The sequence below is a fragment of the candidate division KSB1 bacterium genome (genome assembly GCA_034506335.1).
In the GTDB taxonomy this organism is placed as follows: domain Bacteria; phylum Zhuqueibacterota; class Zhuqueibacteria; order JANLFK01; family Oleimicrobiaceae; genus Oleimicrobium.
Window position 1 is genome coordinate 1 of record JAPDPR010000044.1, and the last position, 17,406, is coordinate 17,406.

The 17,406-nt window shown below is 58.8% G+C and carries 15 protein-coding genes; 1 reads left to right on the forward strand and 14 read right to left on the reverse strand.

The features are described from left to right. The 14 genes from ONB25_11860 to ONB25_11925 all read right to left on the reverse strand — a co-directional run. A partial coding sequence (locus ONB25_11860) for a hypothetical protein (protein MDZ7393579.1) occupies positions 1-189 on the reverse strand: 189 nt, incomplete at its 3' end. 30 nt (positions 190-219) lie between these two features. Further along, a complete protein-coding gene (locus tag ONB25_11865) occupies positions 220-1,098 on the reverse strand; it encodes a DUF58 domain-containing protein (protein MDZ7393580.1) in 879 nt (292 codons plus the stop codon). Positions 1,099-1,134: 36 nt separating this feature from the next. Next, positions 1,135-2,124, reverse strand: coding sequence for an AAA family ATPase (locus tag ONB25_11870; protein ID MDZ7393581.1), 990 nt, complete (start codon positions 2,122-2,124; stop codon positions 1,135-1,137). 56 nt (positions 2,125-2,180) lie between these two features. Beyond that, a complete protein-coding gene (locus tag ONB25_11875) occupies positions 2,181-3,110 on the reverse strand; it encodes a hypothetical protein (protein ID MDZ7393582.1) in 930 nt (309 codons plus the stop codon). Between the two features lie 162 nt (positions 3,111-3,272). Then, entirely contained in the window at positions 3,273-3,830 is a 558-nt protein-coding gene (locus tag ONB25_11880) for a tetratricopeptide repeat protein (GenBank protein MDZ7393583.1), read from the reverse strand. A 113-nt stretch (positions 3,831-3,943) separates the two neighbouring features. Beyond that, positions 3,944-6,556: an ATP-dependent chaperone ClpB gene (gene clpB / locus ONB25_11885; protein ID MDZ7393584.1), complete on the reverse strand. Its 2,613-nt coding sequence runs from the start codon at positions 6,554-6,556 to the stop codon at positions 3,944-3,946. Positions 6,557-6,667: 111 nt separating this feature from the next. Next, positions 6,668-8,557 (reverse strand): molecular chaperone DnaK, encoded by a 1,890-nt coding sequence (gene dnaK / locus ONB25_11890; GenBank protein MDZ7393585.1) that lies wholly within the window; start codon positions 8,555-8,557, stop codon positions 6,668-6,670. Positions 8,558-8,773: 216 nt separating this feature from the next. After that, entirely contained in the window at positions 8,774-9,022 is a 249-nt protein-coding gene (locus ONB25_11895; protein MDZ7393586.1) for a zinc ribbon domain-containing protein, read from the reverse strand. Between the two features lie 50 nt (positions 9,023-9,072). After that, positions 9,073-10,581 carry a Do family serine endopeptidase gene (locus tag ONB25_11900; GenBank protein MDZ7393587.1) on the reverse strand — a complete coding sequence of 503 codons (1,509 nt, stop codon included), beginning with the start codon at positions 10,579-10,581 and terminating at the stop codon, positions 9,073-9,075. A gap of 61 nt (positions 10,582-10,642) precedes the next feature. Further along, positions 10,643-11,701, reverse strand: coding sequence for a DnaJ domain-containing protein (locus ONB25_11905; protein MDZ7393588.1), 1,059 nt, complete (start codon positions 11,699-11,701; stop codon positions 10,643-10,645). A gap of 2 nt (positions 11,702-11,703) precedes the next feature. Continuing rightward, positions 11,704-12,195 (reverse strand): nucleotide exchange factor GrpE, encoded by a 492-nt coding sequence (locus tag ONB25_11910; protein MDZ7393589.1) that lies wholly within the window; start codon positions 12,193-12,195, stop codon positions 11,704-11,706. A 250-nt stretch (positions 12,196-12,445) separates the two neighbouring features. Continuing rightward, positions 12,446-12,889, reverse strand: a complete 444-nt coding sequence (locus ONB25_11915; GenBank protein MDZ7393590.1) for an Hsp20/alpha crystallin family protein — start codon at positions 12,887-12,889, stop codon at positions 12,446-12,448. A 330-nt stretch (positions 12,890-13,219) separates the two neighbouring features. Next, a complete protein-coding gene (locus ONB25_11920) occupies positions 13,220-13,900 on the reverse strand; it encodes a zinc metallopeptidase (protein ID MDZ7393591.1) in 681 nt (226 codons plus the stop codon). Between the two features lie 151 nt (positions 13,901-14,051). Next, positions 14,052-14,486, reverse strand: coding sequence for an Hsp20/alpha crystallin family protein (locus ONB25_11925; GenBank protein ID MDZ7393592.1), 435 nt, complete (start codon positions 14,484-14,486; stop codon positions 14,052-14,054). A 521-nt stretch (positions 14,487-15,007) separates the two neighbouring features. Between ONB25_11925 and ONB25_11930 the strand changes: the two genes are divergently transcribed. Then, a complete protein-coding gene (locus ONB25_11930; GenBank protein MDZ7393593.1) occupies positions 15,008-17,008 on the forward strand; it encodes an oligopeptide transporter, OPT family in 2,001 nt (666 codons plus the stop codon). Positions 17,009-17,406: the final 398 nt, after the last annotated feature.

The following is a 17,406-nucleotide window of genomic DNA, read 5'->3' on the forward strand; positions in this document are numbered from 1 at the left end:
AAATTGGCTCAGGTAGCGCTCGTATTCTTGGATCGCCTGCTTGAACAGCTGTTGGTTGTAGAGCACATTGGCAAACTCCCTTACCAACTCCGGGTTGGCACTGGGACTCTTCCTCCTGCAACCCGTGGGCACCAGCACCAGTGCGACAAGTATCGCCATTACCGTGGCAATTAGGCCGTAACGCTTCATGCAATTGCCTCCTTTGCGGTTGTTCGCCGTCTACCGGAAACGCTTCGCCCGCATGCGGAAGAAGCGAATGAGGGGTTCGACGTAGGACTGATCGGTGCGAATATCCACATAGTCCACGTTTATCGCCCGGAACATGCGGGCACGTTCCTCACTGTCACGAATGGCACGCCGCCGAAACTCATCCCGCACACCCACGCTGGAGGTATCCACGAGCACCACTTCGCCCGTTTCGGCATCTTCCAGCTGGATGAAACCCACGTCCGGCAGCGAGAGCTCCCTCGGGTCAGTGATGGTCATCGCCACCACGTCGTGCTTCTTATTGGCCACACGGAGCGCCTTCTCGTAGCCGGACCCGATAAAGTCCGAGACGAGGAAGACCACGCTCCGTCGGGTGAGCACCCGGCTCAGGTACTCGAGGGCGCCGGCGATGTCAGTGCCTGTCCCCTGCGGCCGATGGTACAAGAGCTCCCGCACCACGCGCAGCACGTGCGTCTTGCCCTTCTTTGGCGGCACGAACTTCTCGATACGATCGGAGAAGATGATAAGGCCCACCTTATCGTTGTTGCGGATAGCCGAAAAAGCCAAGAGCGCGCAGATCTCCGTGGCGATTTCGCCCTTCATCCGCTCCACCGAGCCAAAGTTGCCGGAGGAGCTAGCATCGACCAGCAGGATCACCGTCAATTCGCGTTCTTCTTCAAAGACCTTCACGTATGGGTGACCCATGCGCGCCGTGACGTTCCAGTCGATGCTGCGAATGTCATCGCCCACTTGGTAGTCGCGCACCTCGGCAAAGTCCATCCCTCGGCCTTTGAATACGGAGTGATATTCTCCCGAAAATACGTCGTTGACCAGGCCGCGGGTCTGGATCTCAATTGCCTTGACCTTCTTGAGAATCTCTTTCGGGATCATCTATGCATCAGGGCAAAGGGTGAGAGGCGACGTGGATCACGGCACTTCGATCTTGTTGAGGATCTTGCGCACGACATCTTCAGTGGTCACCTCTTCGGCTTCTGCCTCGTAGGTAAGGATTATGCGGTGGCGCAGCACGTCCATGCCTACGCTCCGCACATCCTCCGGAGTCACGTACCCGCGATGGCGCAAGAAAGCATGCGCTTTCGCTGCCAGCGAAAGGTAAATCGAGGCACGCGGCGATGCACCGTAGGCGATGAGGTCTTCAAGTTCGTCCAGGCCATACTCCTTCGGATTTCGGCTGGCGAAGACAATGTCGATGATATAGCGCTCCACTTTTTCATCGATGTAGACTTCGCGCACCACTGCCCGCGCCTTGACAATCTCGGCAGGAGAGACCACCGCCTGGGCCTGGGGCACCTCATCCTTAGTCATGCGGCGCATGATCTCCAGCTCTTCCTCTTTGTTAGGGTAACCTATGGCCAGCTTCAGCATGAAGCGGTCCACCTGCGCCTCCGGCAGCGGGTAGGTGCCCTCCTGCTCGATGGGGTTCTGCGTGGCCAGCACGAGGAACGGCTCGTCCAGTTTGAACGTCTGCTCGCCGATGGTGACCTGCCGCTCCTGCATTGCTTCCAGGAGTGCTGACTGCACCTTGGCCGGCGAACGGTTAATCTCGTCGGCCAGCACCAGGTTGGCAAAGATGGGCCCTTTCTTGGTCGTGAAACTGCCGGTACGCTGGTCGTAGATCAGCGTTCCGATCAAGTCCGCCGGCAGAAGGTCCGGGGTGAACTGGATACGCTGGAACTTGGTATTGATGCAGGCTGAAAGGGTCTTGACTGCCATCGTCTTGGCCAATCCAGGCACCCCTTCTAGAAGCACGTGCCCGTTGGAGAGCAACCCGATGAGCAGGCGCTCGATCATGTATTTCTGGCCGACAATGACCTTGCCCACTTCGTTGGTGATCTTTTCGACAAACGTACTCTCTTGCTGGATCTTGCGGTGTACGGCCTCAATGTCGACGTGCATCAGCGTCCCTCCGGATTTCGGTGTAAGTCTGGTCCGTTCTGGCAGCAAAATGAGGCTCAGGTGCCTGATTGAAGAGTCGGGCCATTGCGCAGATTGCGCTCCAGGATACCCTCCACAAGGGTGTAGAGTCGCTGAACGGTCGCCGGGTCACCGGCACTAGGGCCGGCGAATTTGAGCACGTCGCACTGGCGCAGGATCTCAGAAGATTCCTCAACCAGCCGCTGCTCCAGCCCCGCTTGGTTCAGCCACGTGAGAAGCTCGTCCGTTGTGGCTTCCAGCGCCCTAAAAGCGTACTTTTCGCTCAAGTAGCGCCGGAATAGCCGCGAGAGGAATGCGGAGGCCTCTCTCGGATTCATGCCCGGTGAAGTGGGGTTCACACCCTGGCGAAGTTCCTGTAACAGCGCCTCCTCGAGGGGTGCAGCGGGCTGCGCCTGTTGCTCCCGCCGGCGCCGTGCCTGCTTCTCCTTCAGCGCCCAAAATGAAAGGCCAGCGACAGCTCCGAGCACTACGCCCACGACCACCCACAGCACCGGGAGCCGCCGCTGGCCGGACTCTGGGACAGGGTCAACCACACGCACCTCCAACCGCGGTGTGACCACGCTCCTCCGCGCACCGGTCGCACGCTCCTCGTAGTTCACGACCATGGCTTCCACATAGGCCATGCCCAGGCTCTGTGGGCGATAGGTGAACTCGTATTGCCGCAGGGCGTACGGCCGGCCGTCACTTTCCCCCACCCGATTGGCGCTGGCCGTCGCCACCAGTTCCAGGTTAGAGACCATCGGCGACACATCGTCAATCGCGTACTGGTCCAACGCGCCCGCCCACTCCACAGTGAGCGTGACGGTGACCGTGCGATTGAGGGGCACCCGTGTGGCACTAACCGCCGCCGTCGCCTTGATGCCGTCGAAGACATCGAGGCCCTGCGCCCTCGCCCCGAGTGTCACTCCCGCCAGCGCAACTACCAAGAAAGTACAAGCCTTACCCATGCCTCTCCACCGTTGTCGCGCGCAAAACTCGTTGGTATATACCGGCCTCCGTGAGCAAAAGTTCCAGCCGCGCAAAGGCAAGAAAAAGCCGACCGGCATCCCCTCGCACGAGGGGACCGATCGGCCACATCAAACGACCATCCTACGTCAGCGGCGCTGACACTACTTGCTCACAGAAGGCGCTGTCTCCTGCCCAAGATCCTCCAAGAACTTGATCTCGCTCAGGTCTTTGCCCAAGTTTTCTAACTCCCACTTCACCGAGAGGGCCAGCTCGTGGTCGGGATACTGCTCCAGAAAACGGTTGTAAGCTTCGCGCGCCTTGTCAAAGTCCTTCACGTCATTGGCGTAGCGGTAACCGATCATGAACAGCGACTGGGCCACCCATTGACAGTTCGGATACTTCTCAACAAGACGGCGATAGGCGTCGATGGACTTTTCGGCGTCTTTGAGGTTATTGAAATACAAGGTGCCCAACTTGTACAAAGCCTCAGGGCTCTTTGGAGCCTGGGGATACTTGGCTACAAGCTTTTCATAGCTCTTCGCCGCCTCCCTGTACATGGCCATGCTTTCATCGGCCTTGCCTTGCTCGTCAAGTTGGCTCCCCTTGAGCTCAAAGTTTTCACCTTGAGAGTAAAGCTGCTCTGCAGTCTGCCGTGGACCACAGCCGAAAACGGCAAGCATCAGTAGCACAGCAGTCGACGTCAATCTCATGCGCCTCATCTGTGCCCTCCCTGAGTGAACCATCCCTCAATCGTCGCCACGCATCCGGTCACTAGCCCTAAAAAAGAACAGCGCGGGTTCTGTTCCCACTAAGAACAAAACCCGCGCGAAATTTATCGATTCTTCACCCGAAAATCAAGCACTTTCTCATTGCAGCCGACGACCACCGTCTGGCCGGGGGCAATGGAGCCTTCCAGGATCTTGGCAGAAAGCGGGTTCACCACTTCCTTCTGGATAAGCCTCTTCAGTGGGCGTGCTCCGAAGGCAGGGTCGTAGCCCCGCTCGGCAAGATACTCGGCCGCTTCGGGCGTCAGCTCGGCGCTGATACCGTGCGCCGCAAGCAGCTTTTGCACCTGGCGGAACTGCAGCTCCACGATCTTCCGGATGTCATCCCTGGTCAGCGACTGGAACAGGATAATCTCGTCGATTCGATTGAGGAATTCCGGCCGCAGGGTCTGCCGCAACAGGCGCATGACTTCTTCCTTCAGCTCCGCGTGCACTGCGGCGCGGTTTTCCTCGGTCACCTGCCGCGTGCGCTCCATGATCAGCGGCGCGCCGATGTTGGAAGTCATGATCAGGATCGTGTTGCGGAAGTTGACGGTCCTGCCCTTGTTGTCGGTCAGCCGGCCATCGTCAAGTACCTGGAGGAGGATGTTGAACACCTCAGGGTGTGCCTTCTCCACTTCGTCCAGTAGCACGACTGAGTAAGGCCGCCGACGCACCGCCTCGGTCAGCTGCCCTCCTTCCTCATACCCCACATAGCCGGGCGGGGCACCGATGAGCCTGGAGACCGAGTGCCGCTCCATGTACTCAGACATGTCGATGCGCACCATAGCGCGCTCGTCATCGAACAGGAATTCGGCCAAGGCCCGCGCCAGCTCTGTCTTGCCCACGCCTGTGGAACCCAAGAAGATGAACGACCCGATCGGTCGATGTTCGTCCTGCAGCCCCGCGCGCGCGCGTCGTATGGCGTTGGCCACTGCCTCTACCGCCTCGTGCTGGTCAACCAGGCGCTCGTGGATGCGTTCCTCCATCTTGAGCAGCTTCTGGCGTTCGCTCTCCAACATGCGGCTCACGGGAATCCCGGTCCACTTGGAGACCACCTCGGCGACGTCCTCCTCGTCCACCTCCTCTTTGAGCATCTTGCGCTCGCGCTGGAGTTCCATGAGCTGCGCGTTCTGCTCGTTCAGCTGCTTCTGCAGCTCGGTGAGGCGACCGTACTTCAGTTCGGCCGCGCGCGCCAAGTCCCCTTCGCGCTCGGCCTTGGCCATGTCCGTCTTGGCCTGGTCAATGGCCTCCTTTATCTGCCGGATGCGCATGATGGTTCCTTTCTCGAGCTCCCAGTGCGCGCGCAACTCTTTGCGCTGCTCGTCCAAGTTGGCAAGCTCGGCATTCACCGCCTCCAGCCGCTTGCGCGAGGCATCGTCGCTCTCCTTCTTGAGGGCCTCGCGCTCGATTTCCAGCTGCTTGATCTTCCGCTCCACCTCATCGAGCTCCTCGGGCATGCTGTCGATTTCGATGCGCAGCTTAGAAGCCGCCTCATCGATAAGGTCGATAGCCTTGTCCGGCAAGAAGCGATCACTTATGTAACGATCTGAGAGAGTGGCAGCGGCGATAAGCGCGCCGTCCTGAATCCGCACCCCGTGGTGCACCTCGTACTTCTCCTTAAGTCCCCGCAGGATGGAGATGGTGTCCTCAACGCTGGGTTCGTCCACGTACACCGGTTGGAAGCGGCGCTCTAGAGCGGCGTCCTTTTCGATGTACTTCTGGTACTCATCAAGGGTCGTAGCTCCCACGCAACGCAGCTCACCCCGCGCCAGAGCCGGTTTGAGCATGTTGGAGGCGTCCACTGCGCCCTCGGCGCCCCCTGCGCCCACCAGAGTATGGAGCTCGTCGATGAAGAGAATGATTTCCCCTTCAGCCTCCTGAATCTCTCGTAGCACCGCTTTGAGCCGCTCCTCAAACTCGCCGCGGAACTTGGTCCCCGCCACAAGGGCGCCCAGGTCCAGAGCGATAATGCGCTTGGTCTTCAGGTTCTCCGGGACGTCGCCCTCCACGATGCGCTGCGCCAGCCCCTCTACGATGGCCGTCTTCCCTACACCCGGCTCGCCGATGAGCACCGGGTTATTTTTGGTCCGGCGCGACAGAACTTGCAGCACCCGCCGAATCTCCTCGTCGCGTCCGATCACGGGGTCAAGCTTACCGCGCCGGGCAAGGTCGTTCAGGTCTCGCCCGTAACGTTGCAAGGCCTGATACTTGTCCTCCGGCGTCTGGTCAGTGACTCGCTGAGTCCCCCGCACCGTGCGCAGCGCCTGAAGTACAGCGTCCCGCGAAGCCCCCTCCTCGCGCAGAATCCGACCTGCCGGCCCTTTGTCCTCGCTGGCCGCCAGTAGCAGATGCTCCACACTCACGTACTCGTCGCGTAGCTGCGTCGCTTCTTTGAGTGACTTCTCCAACAACTCATTGGCCCGCGGGGAGATGTAGATCTGTCCGAGTCCACCACTCACCTTGGGCAACCGCTCGAGCTCAACCCCTAGCTTTTCGAGCACCCTACCTGGGTTGGCGCCGAGCTTCTTGAGAATGGCAGGTACAATGCCATCCACAGGCTCCACCAGCGCATACAGAAGGTGCTCTGGCTCGATCTGCTGATGTCCACGCTCGCCAGCCAAATGCTGCGCGCGCTGTACCGCCTCCTGAGTCTTTATCGTCAACTTGTCATACGAAATCATCTATCATCATCCTCCTAGGAAATCTATGCTGCGAAAAGGGCGAGAAGTACACCTCCTCGCCCTTGCAACCCACACTATACAGAAGCATTCACAGGCAAAGTCTGACTCTCAACTACCCTTCTTGTCATCATCCACCACTTCATAGTCCGCTTCCTGAGCCTGTTCGCCTCCCTGGGCAGAAGAGGCACGTTGTTGAGCCGTGGTCCGCTCGTAAAGCTTCGAGGAGACATCGGCCCAGGCCTGGTTCAGAGCGTCCACTGCGGACTTGATCTCCTGCACGTTGTCGCCCTTCATGGCCTGCTTGACGCGCTCCATGGCGCTTTCCAGCCTGCTCTTGTTGCCGCTGTCGATCTTGTCACCGAGCTCCTTAAGGTTTTTCTCCGTCTGGTACACGGCATTGTCGGCCATGTTGCGCGTGTCTACGAGCTCGCGCCGCTTCTTGTCCTCCGCGGCATGCTGCTGGGCATCGCGGACCATCTTCTCCACTTCCTCTTTGGTCAAGCCAGTGGAAGCCTCAATGCGGATGGACTGCTCCTTGCCAGTGGCCTTGTCCCGGGCGCTCACATTGAGGATGCCGTTGGCATCGATGTCAAAGGTGACCTCGATCTGCGGAACACCGCGTGGCGCCGGTGGAATGCCGTCCAGGTGGAACCGACCAAGCGTGCGGTTGTCCACCGCCATAGGCCGCTCACCTTGCAGCACGTGGATTTCCACCGAGGTTTGACCGTCTGCTGCGGTCGAAAAGATCTCCGTCTTGCGCGTGGGGATGGTCGTGTTCTTCTCGATGAGCTTGGTGAACACGCCTCCCAGCGTCTCGATGCCCAGCGACAGGGGCGTCACGTCCAGGAGCAGCACATCGGAGACCTCACCGGCGAGCACGCCACCCTGAATGGCGGCACCCACTGCCACCACCTCGTCCGGGTTTACACCCTTGTGCGGCTCCTTGCCGAACAGCTCGCGCACAATCTGCTGCACCTTCGGCATGCGCGTCGCGCCACCCACGAGCACCACCTCGTCGATGTCGGCCGCGGTGAGACCCGCATCCTTGAGCGCAATGCGGCACGGCTCGATGGTGCGCTGGAACAGGTCATCGCACAACTGCTCGAACTTGGCGCGCGTCAGAGTCATGTTCAGGTGCTTCGGACCCGTATCGGTGGCGGTGATAAACGGCAGGTTAATGTCTGTCTGCGTCACGGTCGACAGCTCGCACTTGGCCTTTTCCGCCGCCTCTTTTAGGCGCTGCAGGGCCATGGGGTCCTTGGACAGGTCCACGCCCTCCTGCTTCTTGAACTCGCTGACGATCCAATCGATAATCCGCTGGTCAAAGTCGTCGCCACCCAGGTGGGTGTCACCGTTTGTCGCCTTAACCTCGAAAACTCCGTCGCCAATCTCCAGAATGGAGATGTCGAACGTACCACCGCCAAGGTCAAACACGGCGATCTTTTCGTCCTTCTTCTTGTCCAAGCCGTAAGCCAGCGAAGCCGCGGTGGGCTCGTTGATGATACGCCGCACCTTCAGGCCCGCAATTTCGCCAGCCTCTTTGGTGGCATTACGCTGGCTATCATTGAAATACGCAGGCACGGTGATCACGGCCTCGGTGACTTTTTCGCCCAGGTAATCCTCAGCGGTTTGCTTCATCTTCTGCAGGATCATGGCCGAGATTTCCTGGGGTGAGTACTCTTTGTCCCCGATCTTTACCCGTGCCACGTCATTCTTGCCGCGCACGACCTTGTAGGGCACTTGCTGGATCTCGTCCAGGACTTCGTCGTAACGGCGGCCCATGAAGCGCTTGATGGAGTAGATGGTGTTTTCAGGATTGGTCACTGCCTGTCGCTTCGCCACCTGCCCCACTAATCGCTCACCAGTCTTGGTGAAAGCCACCACTGACGGTGTAGTCCGCGAACCTTCTGCGTTCGGGATAACCACCGGTTCGCCGCCCTCCATAACCGCCACACAGGAGTTGGTGGTTCCCAAGTCAATGCCGATTATCTTTCCCATGCTTCAAACCTCCTTTTCCGGTTTATTGCGAGTACCTTCCCGCGAAGCGTTCTTTTTCTTTACAGGTTCAAAAGGCGTGCCACTTCGCGGGAACGGGTACGACATAGGCATTGTGCCCTGAAAAAACAAGAGTTGACCTCACATTCCAGATGCACCCCAAAAGGGTGCGCGCTGCAGTCCTGCCATTATGACAGGCAATCTGACAATCTTTGCCCTTCAGTCGGACTCCCCGCCACCAGAGCTTCCTTTCTTACCCGAGTCGTCTTTGCCTGACGACCGGCCCTTGTTCCGGTAGTCGGTGATGTAGAAGCCGCTCCCTTTGAAAATGAGCCCATTTCCGCCTCCGATCAGACGGCGCACCGCGCCGCCGCACATCGGACAGGTCTTGACCGGTTCGTCTTTGATGGATTGAAACACCTCGAACATGTGCTCGCACTGTGTACAGCGATACTCGTACGTTGGCATGGCGTCACTTCCTCAGTTCCAAATCGTTCCATCGCATGAAAGGAGGAGCATTACTCCTCGGGGATTTGCATGGCTATGAACAGGTTCCGCTTCTGGTAATACACGCGCAACAGCAGGGGGTCGCCAGGACCCAGTTTGTCCAGCTCCTGTTCCAGATCGCGCACAGTACGCACTGGCACTTGGTTCACCTCCTTGATGAGCTGTCCCGGCTGCAGGCCAGCGCTTGCCGCTACACTGCCGCGCTCCACATCGGTCACGAGCACTCCCTCCTGGCCCTGATAGCCGTACCGCGCCGCCAGTTCGTCAGTCAGGTTCTGTACGGCAAAGCCCAGTTTTGTGCTCGACTTTTCCGCGATGCGGGGGGTGGTCGTCTCCTCCTCTGGCAACGTGCCCAACGTCACCTCTATCCGGCGGGTAGAGCCGCGCCGCAGCACTGTCAGTGACACTTTCGTGCCCGGAGGCGTAGAGGCAATCCGCGCGGAGACCTGGTCTTTGTTCTCCGCAGGCACCCCGTCGATCTCCAGAATCACGTCGCTCGCCTTTAGTCCAGCCTTTTCCGCTGGGCTGTCTTTGACCACCTCTGAAACTACCACCCCACGCGGCGAGTCCATCTTAAGCGCCTTGGCCATGGGTGCGGTCACATCCTGGATTAGGACCCCGAGCCAGCCACGCGTCACCTGGCCCTTCTCGATGAGCTGTTCCATGACCCACTTGGCCGTGTTTGCAGGGATGGCAAAGCCAATGCCTACATTTGCCTGCCCCACAATGGCCGTGTTGATCCCAACCAGCTCGCCGTAAAGGTTCACCAGAGGGCCACCGCTATTCCCGGGGTTGATCGCCGCATCGGTCTGGATGAAGTTGAAGTACCTTATCTCACTCCCCTGGATGGGCAGGTCTGCGCGCCCTTTCGCGCTCACAATGCCCCTGCTCACCGATCTCTCCAACTTTGGGCTGAATGGGGTACCGAACGCCAACACCTCTTCCCCTATCCGCAGCTTGTCTGAATCACCAAAGGGCACTATGGCAAACTGCCTACTATCCTCGATCTTCAGCACCGCAATGTCAGTCTTGGGATCGCTCCCTACGATTTTCGCCTTGTATTGGTCCTTGCCGAGCGTTACTCTCACCTTCACCGCGTCTGCTATGACGTGGTGGTTTGTGAGCACGTAGCCGTCCGATCTCACGACCACTCCAGAACCCAACACCTGGCCCAATTCTTCTTCTGGCTGAGGGAAATCAAAGAACCGCCGGAAGAAGGGGTCGTTGAAGAGGTCCGCGAACGGGTTCCGCCGCATCACTTTGCTCTCACTTATGATAGTGACCACCGCGGGGCTGACGCGCTCCACGATACCCACATAGAGGCTGTTGACGGCGTCGGCCAACGCCCGCTGGTCTGCAGTGGGTAGGGACGCCTGGGCAGGGACGACGGTCAGTGTGGCGGTACCTCTTTGGTCGGCCAGCCCATGCGGTGTCCAGTCTAGTTTGGCAGCTACTATGAGCCCTACTACAATGCCGAGCAAAATGCCGCCAAACAAAACGCCTCTTGCTTTCCTCGTCATGGCATCTCCTCCCTGTTATGCTCATCTCTTGATGACAAACGCCGACATTAACCGCCCAATTTTATTCTCTGACCCTGATCTTCACGTATTGGTTCCCTTGGCGCCCGTCGGCTTTCAGTCCCAATCCGCTGAGCCGGAAGACAGCGCCGTCCTTGGTGCCAGGCGGTACTCTCAGCTCCACCTTGCGTCCATCATAAGTCCGCACGCGCAATCTGGTACCTTGCTCAGCGTGGCGGCGATCGATAGTCACCTCGCAATGCACGTCTGCGCCCCGGACGTCGAAGAAACCCTTGTCGCGCACGTGGAGAACTACCACCAGGTCGCCATTTACCCCCCCTGGCCCCGCAGGTTCGCCCTGACCGCTAAGGCGTAGCTTCATACCCTCGTGCGCGCCCGCGGGGATACGCACATTGTAGGTCTTTCGCACCTTGCGCACCCCTTTGCCACCGCAGGCGCGACAGAGCTTGCTGTAGATAACCCCACGCCCGAGGCATCTGGGACAGGGGCGACTGACGGAGAAGAAACCTTGGCTGGAGAGGACATGGCCCCTTCCGCCGCAGTTGGGGCACATGTGGGCATCTTCGCCGCCTTGCCCTGCACAAGCGCTGCAATGCTCGTGCTTCTCGACGCTGAAGCTCTGCCTGCCGCCCTGTTGTGCTACTTCGGTCGGCACATCCAGATGGACCTCCAGGTCGGCAGCACTGCGGCCTCGCCCCCCAGTACCGAACAGGTCGCTCTGATCGAAGAACTGGCTTAGCAGATCGCCCAGGCCGCCAAATCCGCCGAAATCCTCAAAGGAAAAGCGCCGTGTTCCAGAGCGCCGGCCGCCGAAGATGCTGGCCAAGTCGGAAAAGTCGAAACCAGCGCCGCGGAAACCACCAGAACCGGCGGCATCGAAGGCGCCAAGGCGGCGCATCTGATCGTATTGGGCGCGCTTTTGCGGGTCGCTGAGAACCGCGTGTGCCTCAGAGATCTCCTTGAACTTCTCCTCAGCTTCCTTGTTGCCAGGATTGGCATCTGGGTGGTATTGCTTTGCCAAACGCCGGTAAGCCTTCTTGATCTCTTCAGCAGTGGCGTTCTCGCTGACCCCTAACACTTCATAGTAATCTCGCTTGGGCATATTCACGTCTGACTATTGGGCTCTGCCCGCCCGACCTTTACTTTCGCCGCTCGCAACACCTTGCCATCGACCAGATAGCCCGGGCGCCACACCTCCACCACCATCCCTTCCTGATCCGGCGCACAGGCAGCAGTTGCCACTGCCTCATGCAGTTCGGGATCAAAGCGATCGCCGACCTGCCCAAAGCGCTGCAGCCCTTCTCTTGCCAGGACCTGCTGGAGCTTCTCGGCAACTCCCCGCAGGCCGTGGGCCACGGAATCATCGGCGGTGGTGTGGTAGCCGAGCAGAGAGTCAAAATCGTCTAGCACCGGCAAGAGCGCCGTGAGCACCTCACGCCTCCCCTGGGCGGCAAAGTCACTCCGCTCCCGCTCAACCCGGCGTTTGTAGTTGATAAACTCCGCCTGGAGGCGCTGCAATTGTTCCAGGTACCTTTGGGCCCCGTCCTCGCCCTGGCGATCTTGCCTGTGCCCCATTTCACTATCAATGACCTGCACTGGGATTACTTCCCCGGCAGGCTCACGCTCAGTTTTACCATCTCCAGAGTCAATGGCGACTCGAGTTACATCATCTTCCTGTTGTACCACCGTCTTTCCCTCTCTTCCCTTCGGCTCCGATGACAAACCCCTCCGTGTATACAAAACATGAGTACCCCACGTGAGATGGGGTACTCATGAGATTGCGTAGCGCCTAAGGCGCCTGTCCATTCCACGGTTCAGGAGGATCTATGGGCCCGCCCCAAGTGGGTCACTGGACCGTGATAGGGATCTCCTTCGGCCTAGCCTCTTCCTTCTTGGGCAACTCGATTCGGAGCACCCCATCCTTGTAAGAGGCCTTCACCTTGGAGGAATCAACCGAGGCAGGCAGGGTAAACGACCGCCGGAAGCTTCCATACACCCGCTCCAAGCGATGGTAGTTTTCTTGTTTCGACTCCTTTTCCTGCCTCTTCTCCCCTTTCAACATCAGCACATTGTCCTGGATGGAAATCTTGATGTCGTCCTTCTTCATGCCGGGCACTTCCGCGGTCACTACAACCGCATCCTCGGTCTCGCAGATGTCCACGCTCGGACTCCACATCCCGGTCTCGACTTCACGGCCGGGGAAACCATGGAAGAAATCATCGATGAAGCGGTCCATATCCTCCTGCAGCCGGTAAAGATCACGCCACGGACGCCATCTCACGATTGCCATAGATTCTCACCTCCTTACACCTAAAGCTCTCTATTGACCAACCCCCGTCTGAATTTCGCCCAGCTAATTTGCAAGCTGCGTGCCAAACGAGAGCACAGCAACTAACCCACGCATTTGCAACTGTTTACAAAGTTTCAAGGGGCGCACACAAAAATGACACCGGTTCTGCCAGATATGACAGAACCGGTACCCGACGTGGCAGACTCTTGACAGTCAGGACTGTGTACTTGCCCGCGTGCCTCTCACTGAGACTCAAACAAAAACCCGAGTGGTGCGCCGCCACGAGGAAGCAAGAAGCCGCACGGCGTCCGACAAGCCACCCTTTTCCTTTTACTCACGTGAACTGCGCATCATGATCAGGCGGAGCAAGTGGACCACGGCGACCGCCGTGGCAGCAATGTAAGTCAAAGCAGCAGCACTGAGTACCCGTCGCGCACCCGAAAGCTCCTCCTCGCGCAGCAGATGACCAGAGCGTAGTTGTGCAAGGGCCCGACGACTGGCATCAAATTCCACTGGCAGAGTAACGACCTGGAAAAGTACCGCGCCGGAGAAAAGGAGGATACCCAGGTTCATTAAGCCCACCGCGCCCAGCATCAAGCCCACCAAGAAAAGTGGGATTGCAAGGCTGGAGCCAAAATTCGCCAACGGGACCAGGCTATGTCGCAACCGCAATGGGAGGTATCCGGTGGCGTGTTGCGCGGCGTGTCCAGCCTCGTGTGCCGCCACCCCCAAGGCCGCGATGGAGTCCGAGCTGTACACGCCCGAGGAAAGACGCAGCACTTTCTTACGCGGGTCGTAGTGGTCGGAGAGCGTACCCCCCGTCTCCTCTATGTTGACGTCGCTAATCCCATTGGCCCGCAAAATGTTAGCCGCAACCTGCGCTCCGGTCATACCCGCCGCAGCACGTACGCGGCTGTAATGGCTAAAAGTGGACCTAACCTTGAACTGCGCGTACATTGCCAAAGCAATGGCCGGTAGCAAGAGCCAGTCGTAAGGGGAAAAGAATAACATGGCGGCTTCTCCTCCTGCTAATGAGTGCCTACGCAACAGAACTCACTTTTTCAACGTCTTTGTCTATACTTGGTTCCCTGCCATTACGGCAAAAAAATACCACGGGGCCCGCAGGCTATCCACGAGCCCCGTAGTGCGGTCGCTTCTCCGCCTATTCTGCAGTGACCTCGATCGACTTTGGTTTAGCTGCTTCGCTCTTCGGCAGCACCACCCTAAGCACTCCTTCCCGCAGTTGCGCTTCGATGCGCGCTGGGTCGATGCTTGACGGAACGTGCAGGCTGCGACAGAACCGGCCATAGACCCGTTCACTCAGGTAGGGAGCCGTGGTGGTCTCCCGCTTCTTTTCGCCGCTGATCACCAATAGACCGTCGTGGTAGTTAACCTTCACATCTTCCTTCTTGACCCCGGGCAGATCTAGGGAAACCACCCACTCGCCTTCGGTCTCCACCACATCCATCCGCGGCGCCCAATTGCACTCATCAATCTTCTCGGACTCGCCCAGCCCCATTTCGTTTAACCAGCGCGCCCACCGCTCGGCGCGGCGCAGTGCCCGCTCACGCAGAACATCCCAATCCTCAAACGCCATATCTTTCACCTCCTTCGCTTTGTATTGCCCTGTCGTAGTGTTAATTTGCAAGCAACGTGCCAGAACAGAGAGATCGCGGATAAGCCCTTCAACCAACACAAAATCAAATAGCTGGGAAGTATCCGTTTGGGAATGTTTCCCTTCTGCCAAAGATGCCAAGCTGGCAGCAGAATCTGCCAGTCTTCCCAGGAGTATGCCTCGCCATCCCCTTCCGCCAACAGGCCGCGCTCCACACCGAGGATACGCGGAGATTCCTCCGTTACAGCACTCGAATGCTGTCAAGTCGGGCAAAATGGATGCGATCTATTCAAAGAGGAGCTTGCTGTTCTGGGCCGTGTGCGCCTCGTTACCTCGGCGCTCTCACACAGCTTGAGCGCTTGCTCGAAGGCTTCTGTCGGGCGTCTGAACGTTACTTTTTTTCCTCCTTGCCTCGCAGGCACAAATTGCGTATATTGGGGAAAAGATTCTGCACCATGCCAGAGAGATGGGAGCAGCACAGGACCCCACACCACGGAGGGAGTATGGAAGGAACCCGTAAGTCGTTGCCTGCGAACGCCTATCGGCCGCTTGAGGCGGGAGAGAAGTATGAGCCGTACGTACCTGCGAGCCAGAGTTTGCCGGAGGCCAGTGGACGGGCTATATTTTGGGGCCTTCTGATGGCCGCGGTGTTCACCGCCGCAGCCGCCTACCTTGGACTGAAGATTGGCCAGGTATTCGAGGCGGCAATTCCCATTGCCATTTTGGCGGTGGGCCTTGCAGGCTTGTATGCCCGTCGCAACACAGTTTTGGAAAATGTCATCATCCAATCCATCGGGGCCGCCTCGGGTGTGATCGTGGCGGGCGCCATCTTCACAATTCCAGCTCTGTACATTCTCCACTTACAGGCGGACTTTTTCCAGATCTTTCTGGCCTCCCTTTTCGGTGGCTTCTTGGGCATCCTTTTCCTGATACCCCTCCGCCGGTACTTCGTGGCTGAGCAGCACGGCCACCTGCCTTTCCCAGAGGCCACCGCCACCACCGAGGTTTTGGTGACAGGCGAAAGCGGCGGCGCGCAGGCAGTGGTGCTCCTCATCGCTGCCGCAGTGGGCGGCATTTACGACTTTCTGATCGCCACCTTTGGCATGTGGAGCGAGGTCATTTCCACCCGACTGGTCCCATGGGGCGCAGCCCTAGCAGACAAGGCAAAGCTGGTACTAAAACTGAACGCCGGTGCCGCAGTGATGGGCCTTGGCTACATCATCGGCCTGCGCTACGCCTCGATCATTTGCGCGGGGAGTTTCGTCTCATGGTTGGTCCTCATACCCATCACCTGGTACTTCGGGCAACACCTCGACAGTGCGCTGCTCCCCGGCAATGTGCCACTGGCCCAGATGTCTGCCGAGCAGATCTTCACCAGCTACATCCGGCACATCGGCATCGGGGGCATCGCCTGCGCCGGAATCATCGGCATCATCAAGAACCTTAAGATCATCGTCCAGGCGTTCACCACGGGGTTCAAGGAGATATTCGCGGGCAAAGGGGGTGTCTCAGCTCGAGCCGCTGTGCGCACCGACCGTGATATCCCGATGTCCGTTCTCGTCGTCCTCCTGGCTGCGGTCACCGTGTGCATACTGGTCTTTTTCCGCGCGTGGGTGGTAACCAGTTGGTTGCATGCCGTGGCGGCTCTGGTGTTGGCGCTGGCAATCGCCTTCCTCTTCACGACGGTGGCGGCTCGGGCCACCGCGATTGTGGGTGTAAACCCCGTTTCCGGCATGACGCTGATGACCCTGATCATCAGCAGCGTCATTCTGGTAAAGCTGGGCCTCTCTGGGACGGCGGGAATGCTCTCAGCCCTGCTCATCGGCACGGTGGTATGCACCGCCCTCTCCACGGCAGGCGGTTTCATCACCGACCTCAAGATCGGCTATTGGCTCGGCTCTACCCCCTTTAACCAGGAACGATTGAAATTCATGGGTGTGCTGGTGGCCTCGCTCGCAGTGGGGGGAGTGGTTTTGCTCTTGAACAAGGTATATGGCTTCGTCCCCAGTGCCGAGCACCCTTCACCCATGGCGGCACCTCAGGCCAATGCCATGGCCGCGGTCCTCAATGTGCTCTTCACTAGCTCTCAAGTACCGTGGGGCCTTTATGGCGCAGGTGTGTTCATGGCCTTAACCCTGGAGCTTTTGGGCGTGCCGCCCTTAGCATTTGCCCTTGGTATGTACCTCCCAATCGAGCTGAACACTCCGCTTATTGTTGGCGGACTGATAGCGCACTGGGTGGCACACCGGAGCACGGACGAGGCGCTGAACACCGCACGCCGCGAGAAGGGCACGTTGATCGCCTCCGGTTTCATTGCCGGCGGTTCCATCATGGGCGTGGTGAGCGCTGTCTTGGCGCTTGTCGCGGGCAACCGCCTGCACGTCGGTTTGGCGGAAACAACGGTGGGAAACTGGCATGTGGGGATGATTGTGAGCCTGGTCCTGTTTGTGGGTCTGTGCCTCTTTCTTTATCGCTATGCCATGAGCGCCAAAGTCCAGCGGTGAGTTTGTGAAAGGACCTGAGCACAGCCTCTGAATTGAGACAGGGGCAGGAGTCTTTTTCTCCTGCCCCTGCGATTTCTATCGGCCCACTGTTTTTCAAGGCAGACTCGCAAGGTGGGTATTCGCCACGCTCTCCACGATGCCTGCCAGCACCCGGCGCGCGGTCTTGTTGACGTTGGGCACCAATTCCCGTGAATGCGCGTTGAAGAGCATCGATGACGACCGCCTGCAGCCGACCGGTTCGGCTTCCCCGTGGGCCAACCCGCCCAGGAGCTGAGAAAGTACCTGCTGAGCGAGAGGTCGTTCAGTCAGCTCTGCCAATCGGTGCGCAAGGGAATTGCCAGGTCCAGGGTCCCCCATAGCAGGTGTTGACCATAGAAACAGCGGTGGAAAAGTTGCGG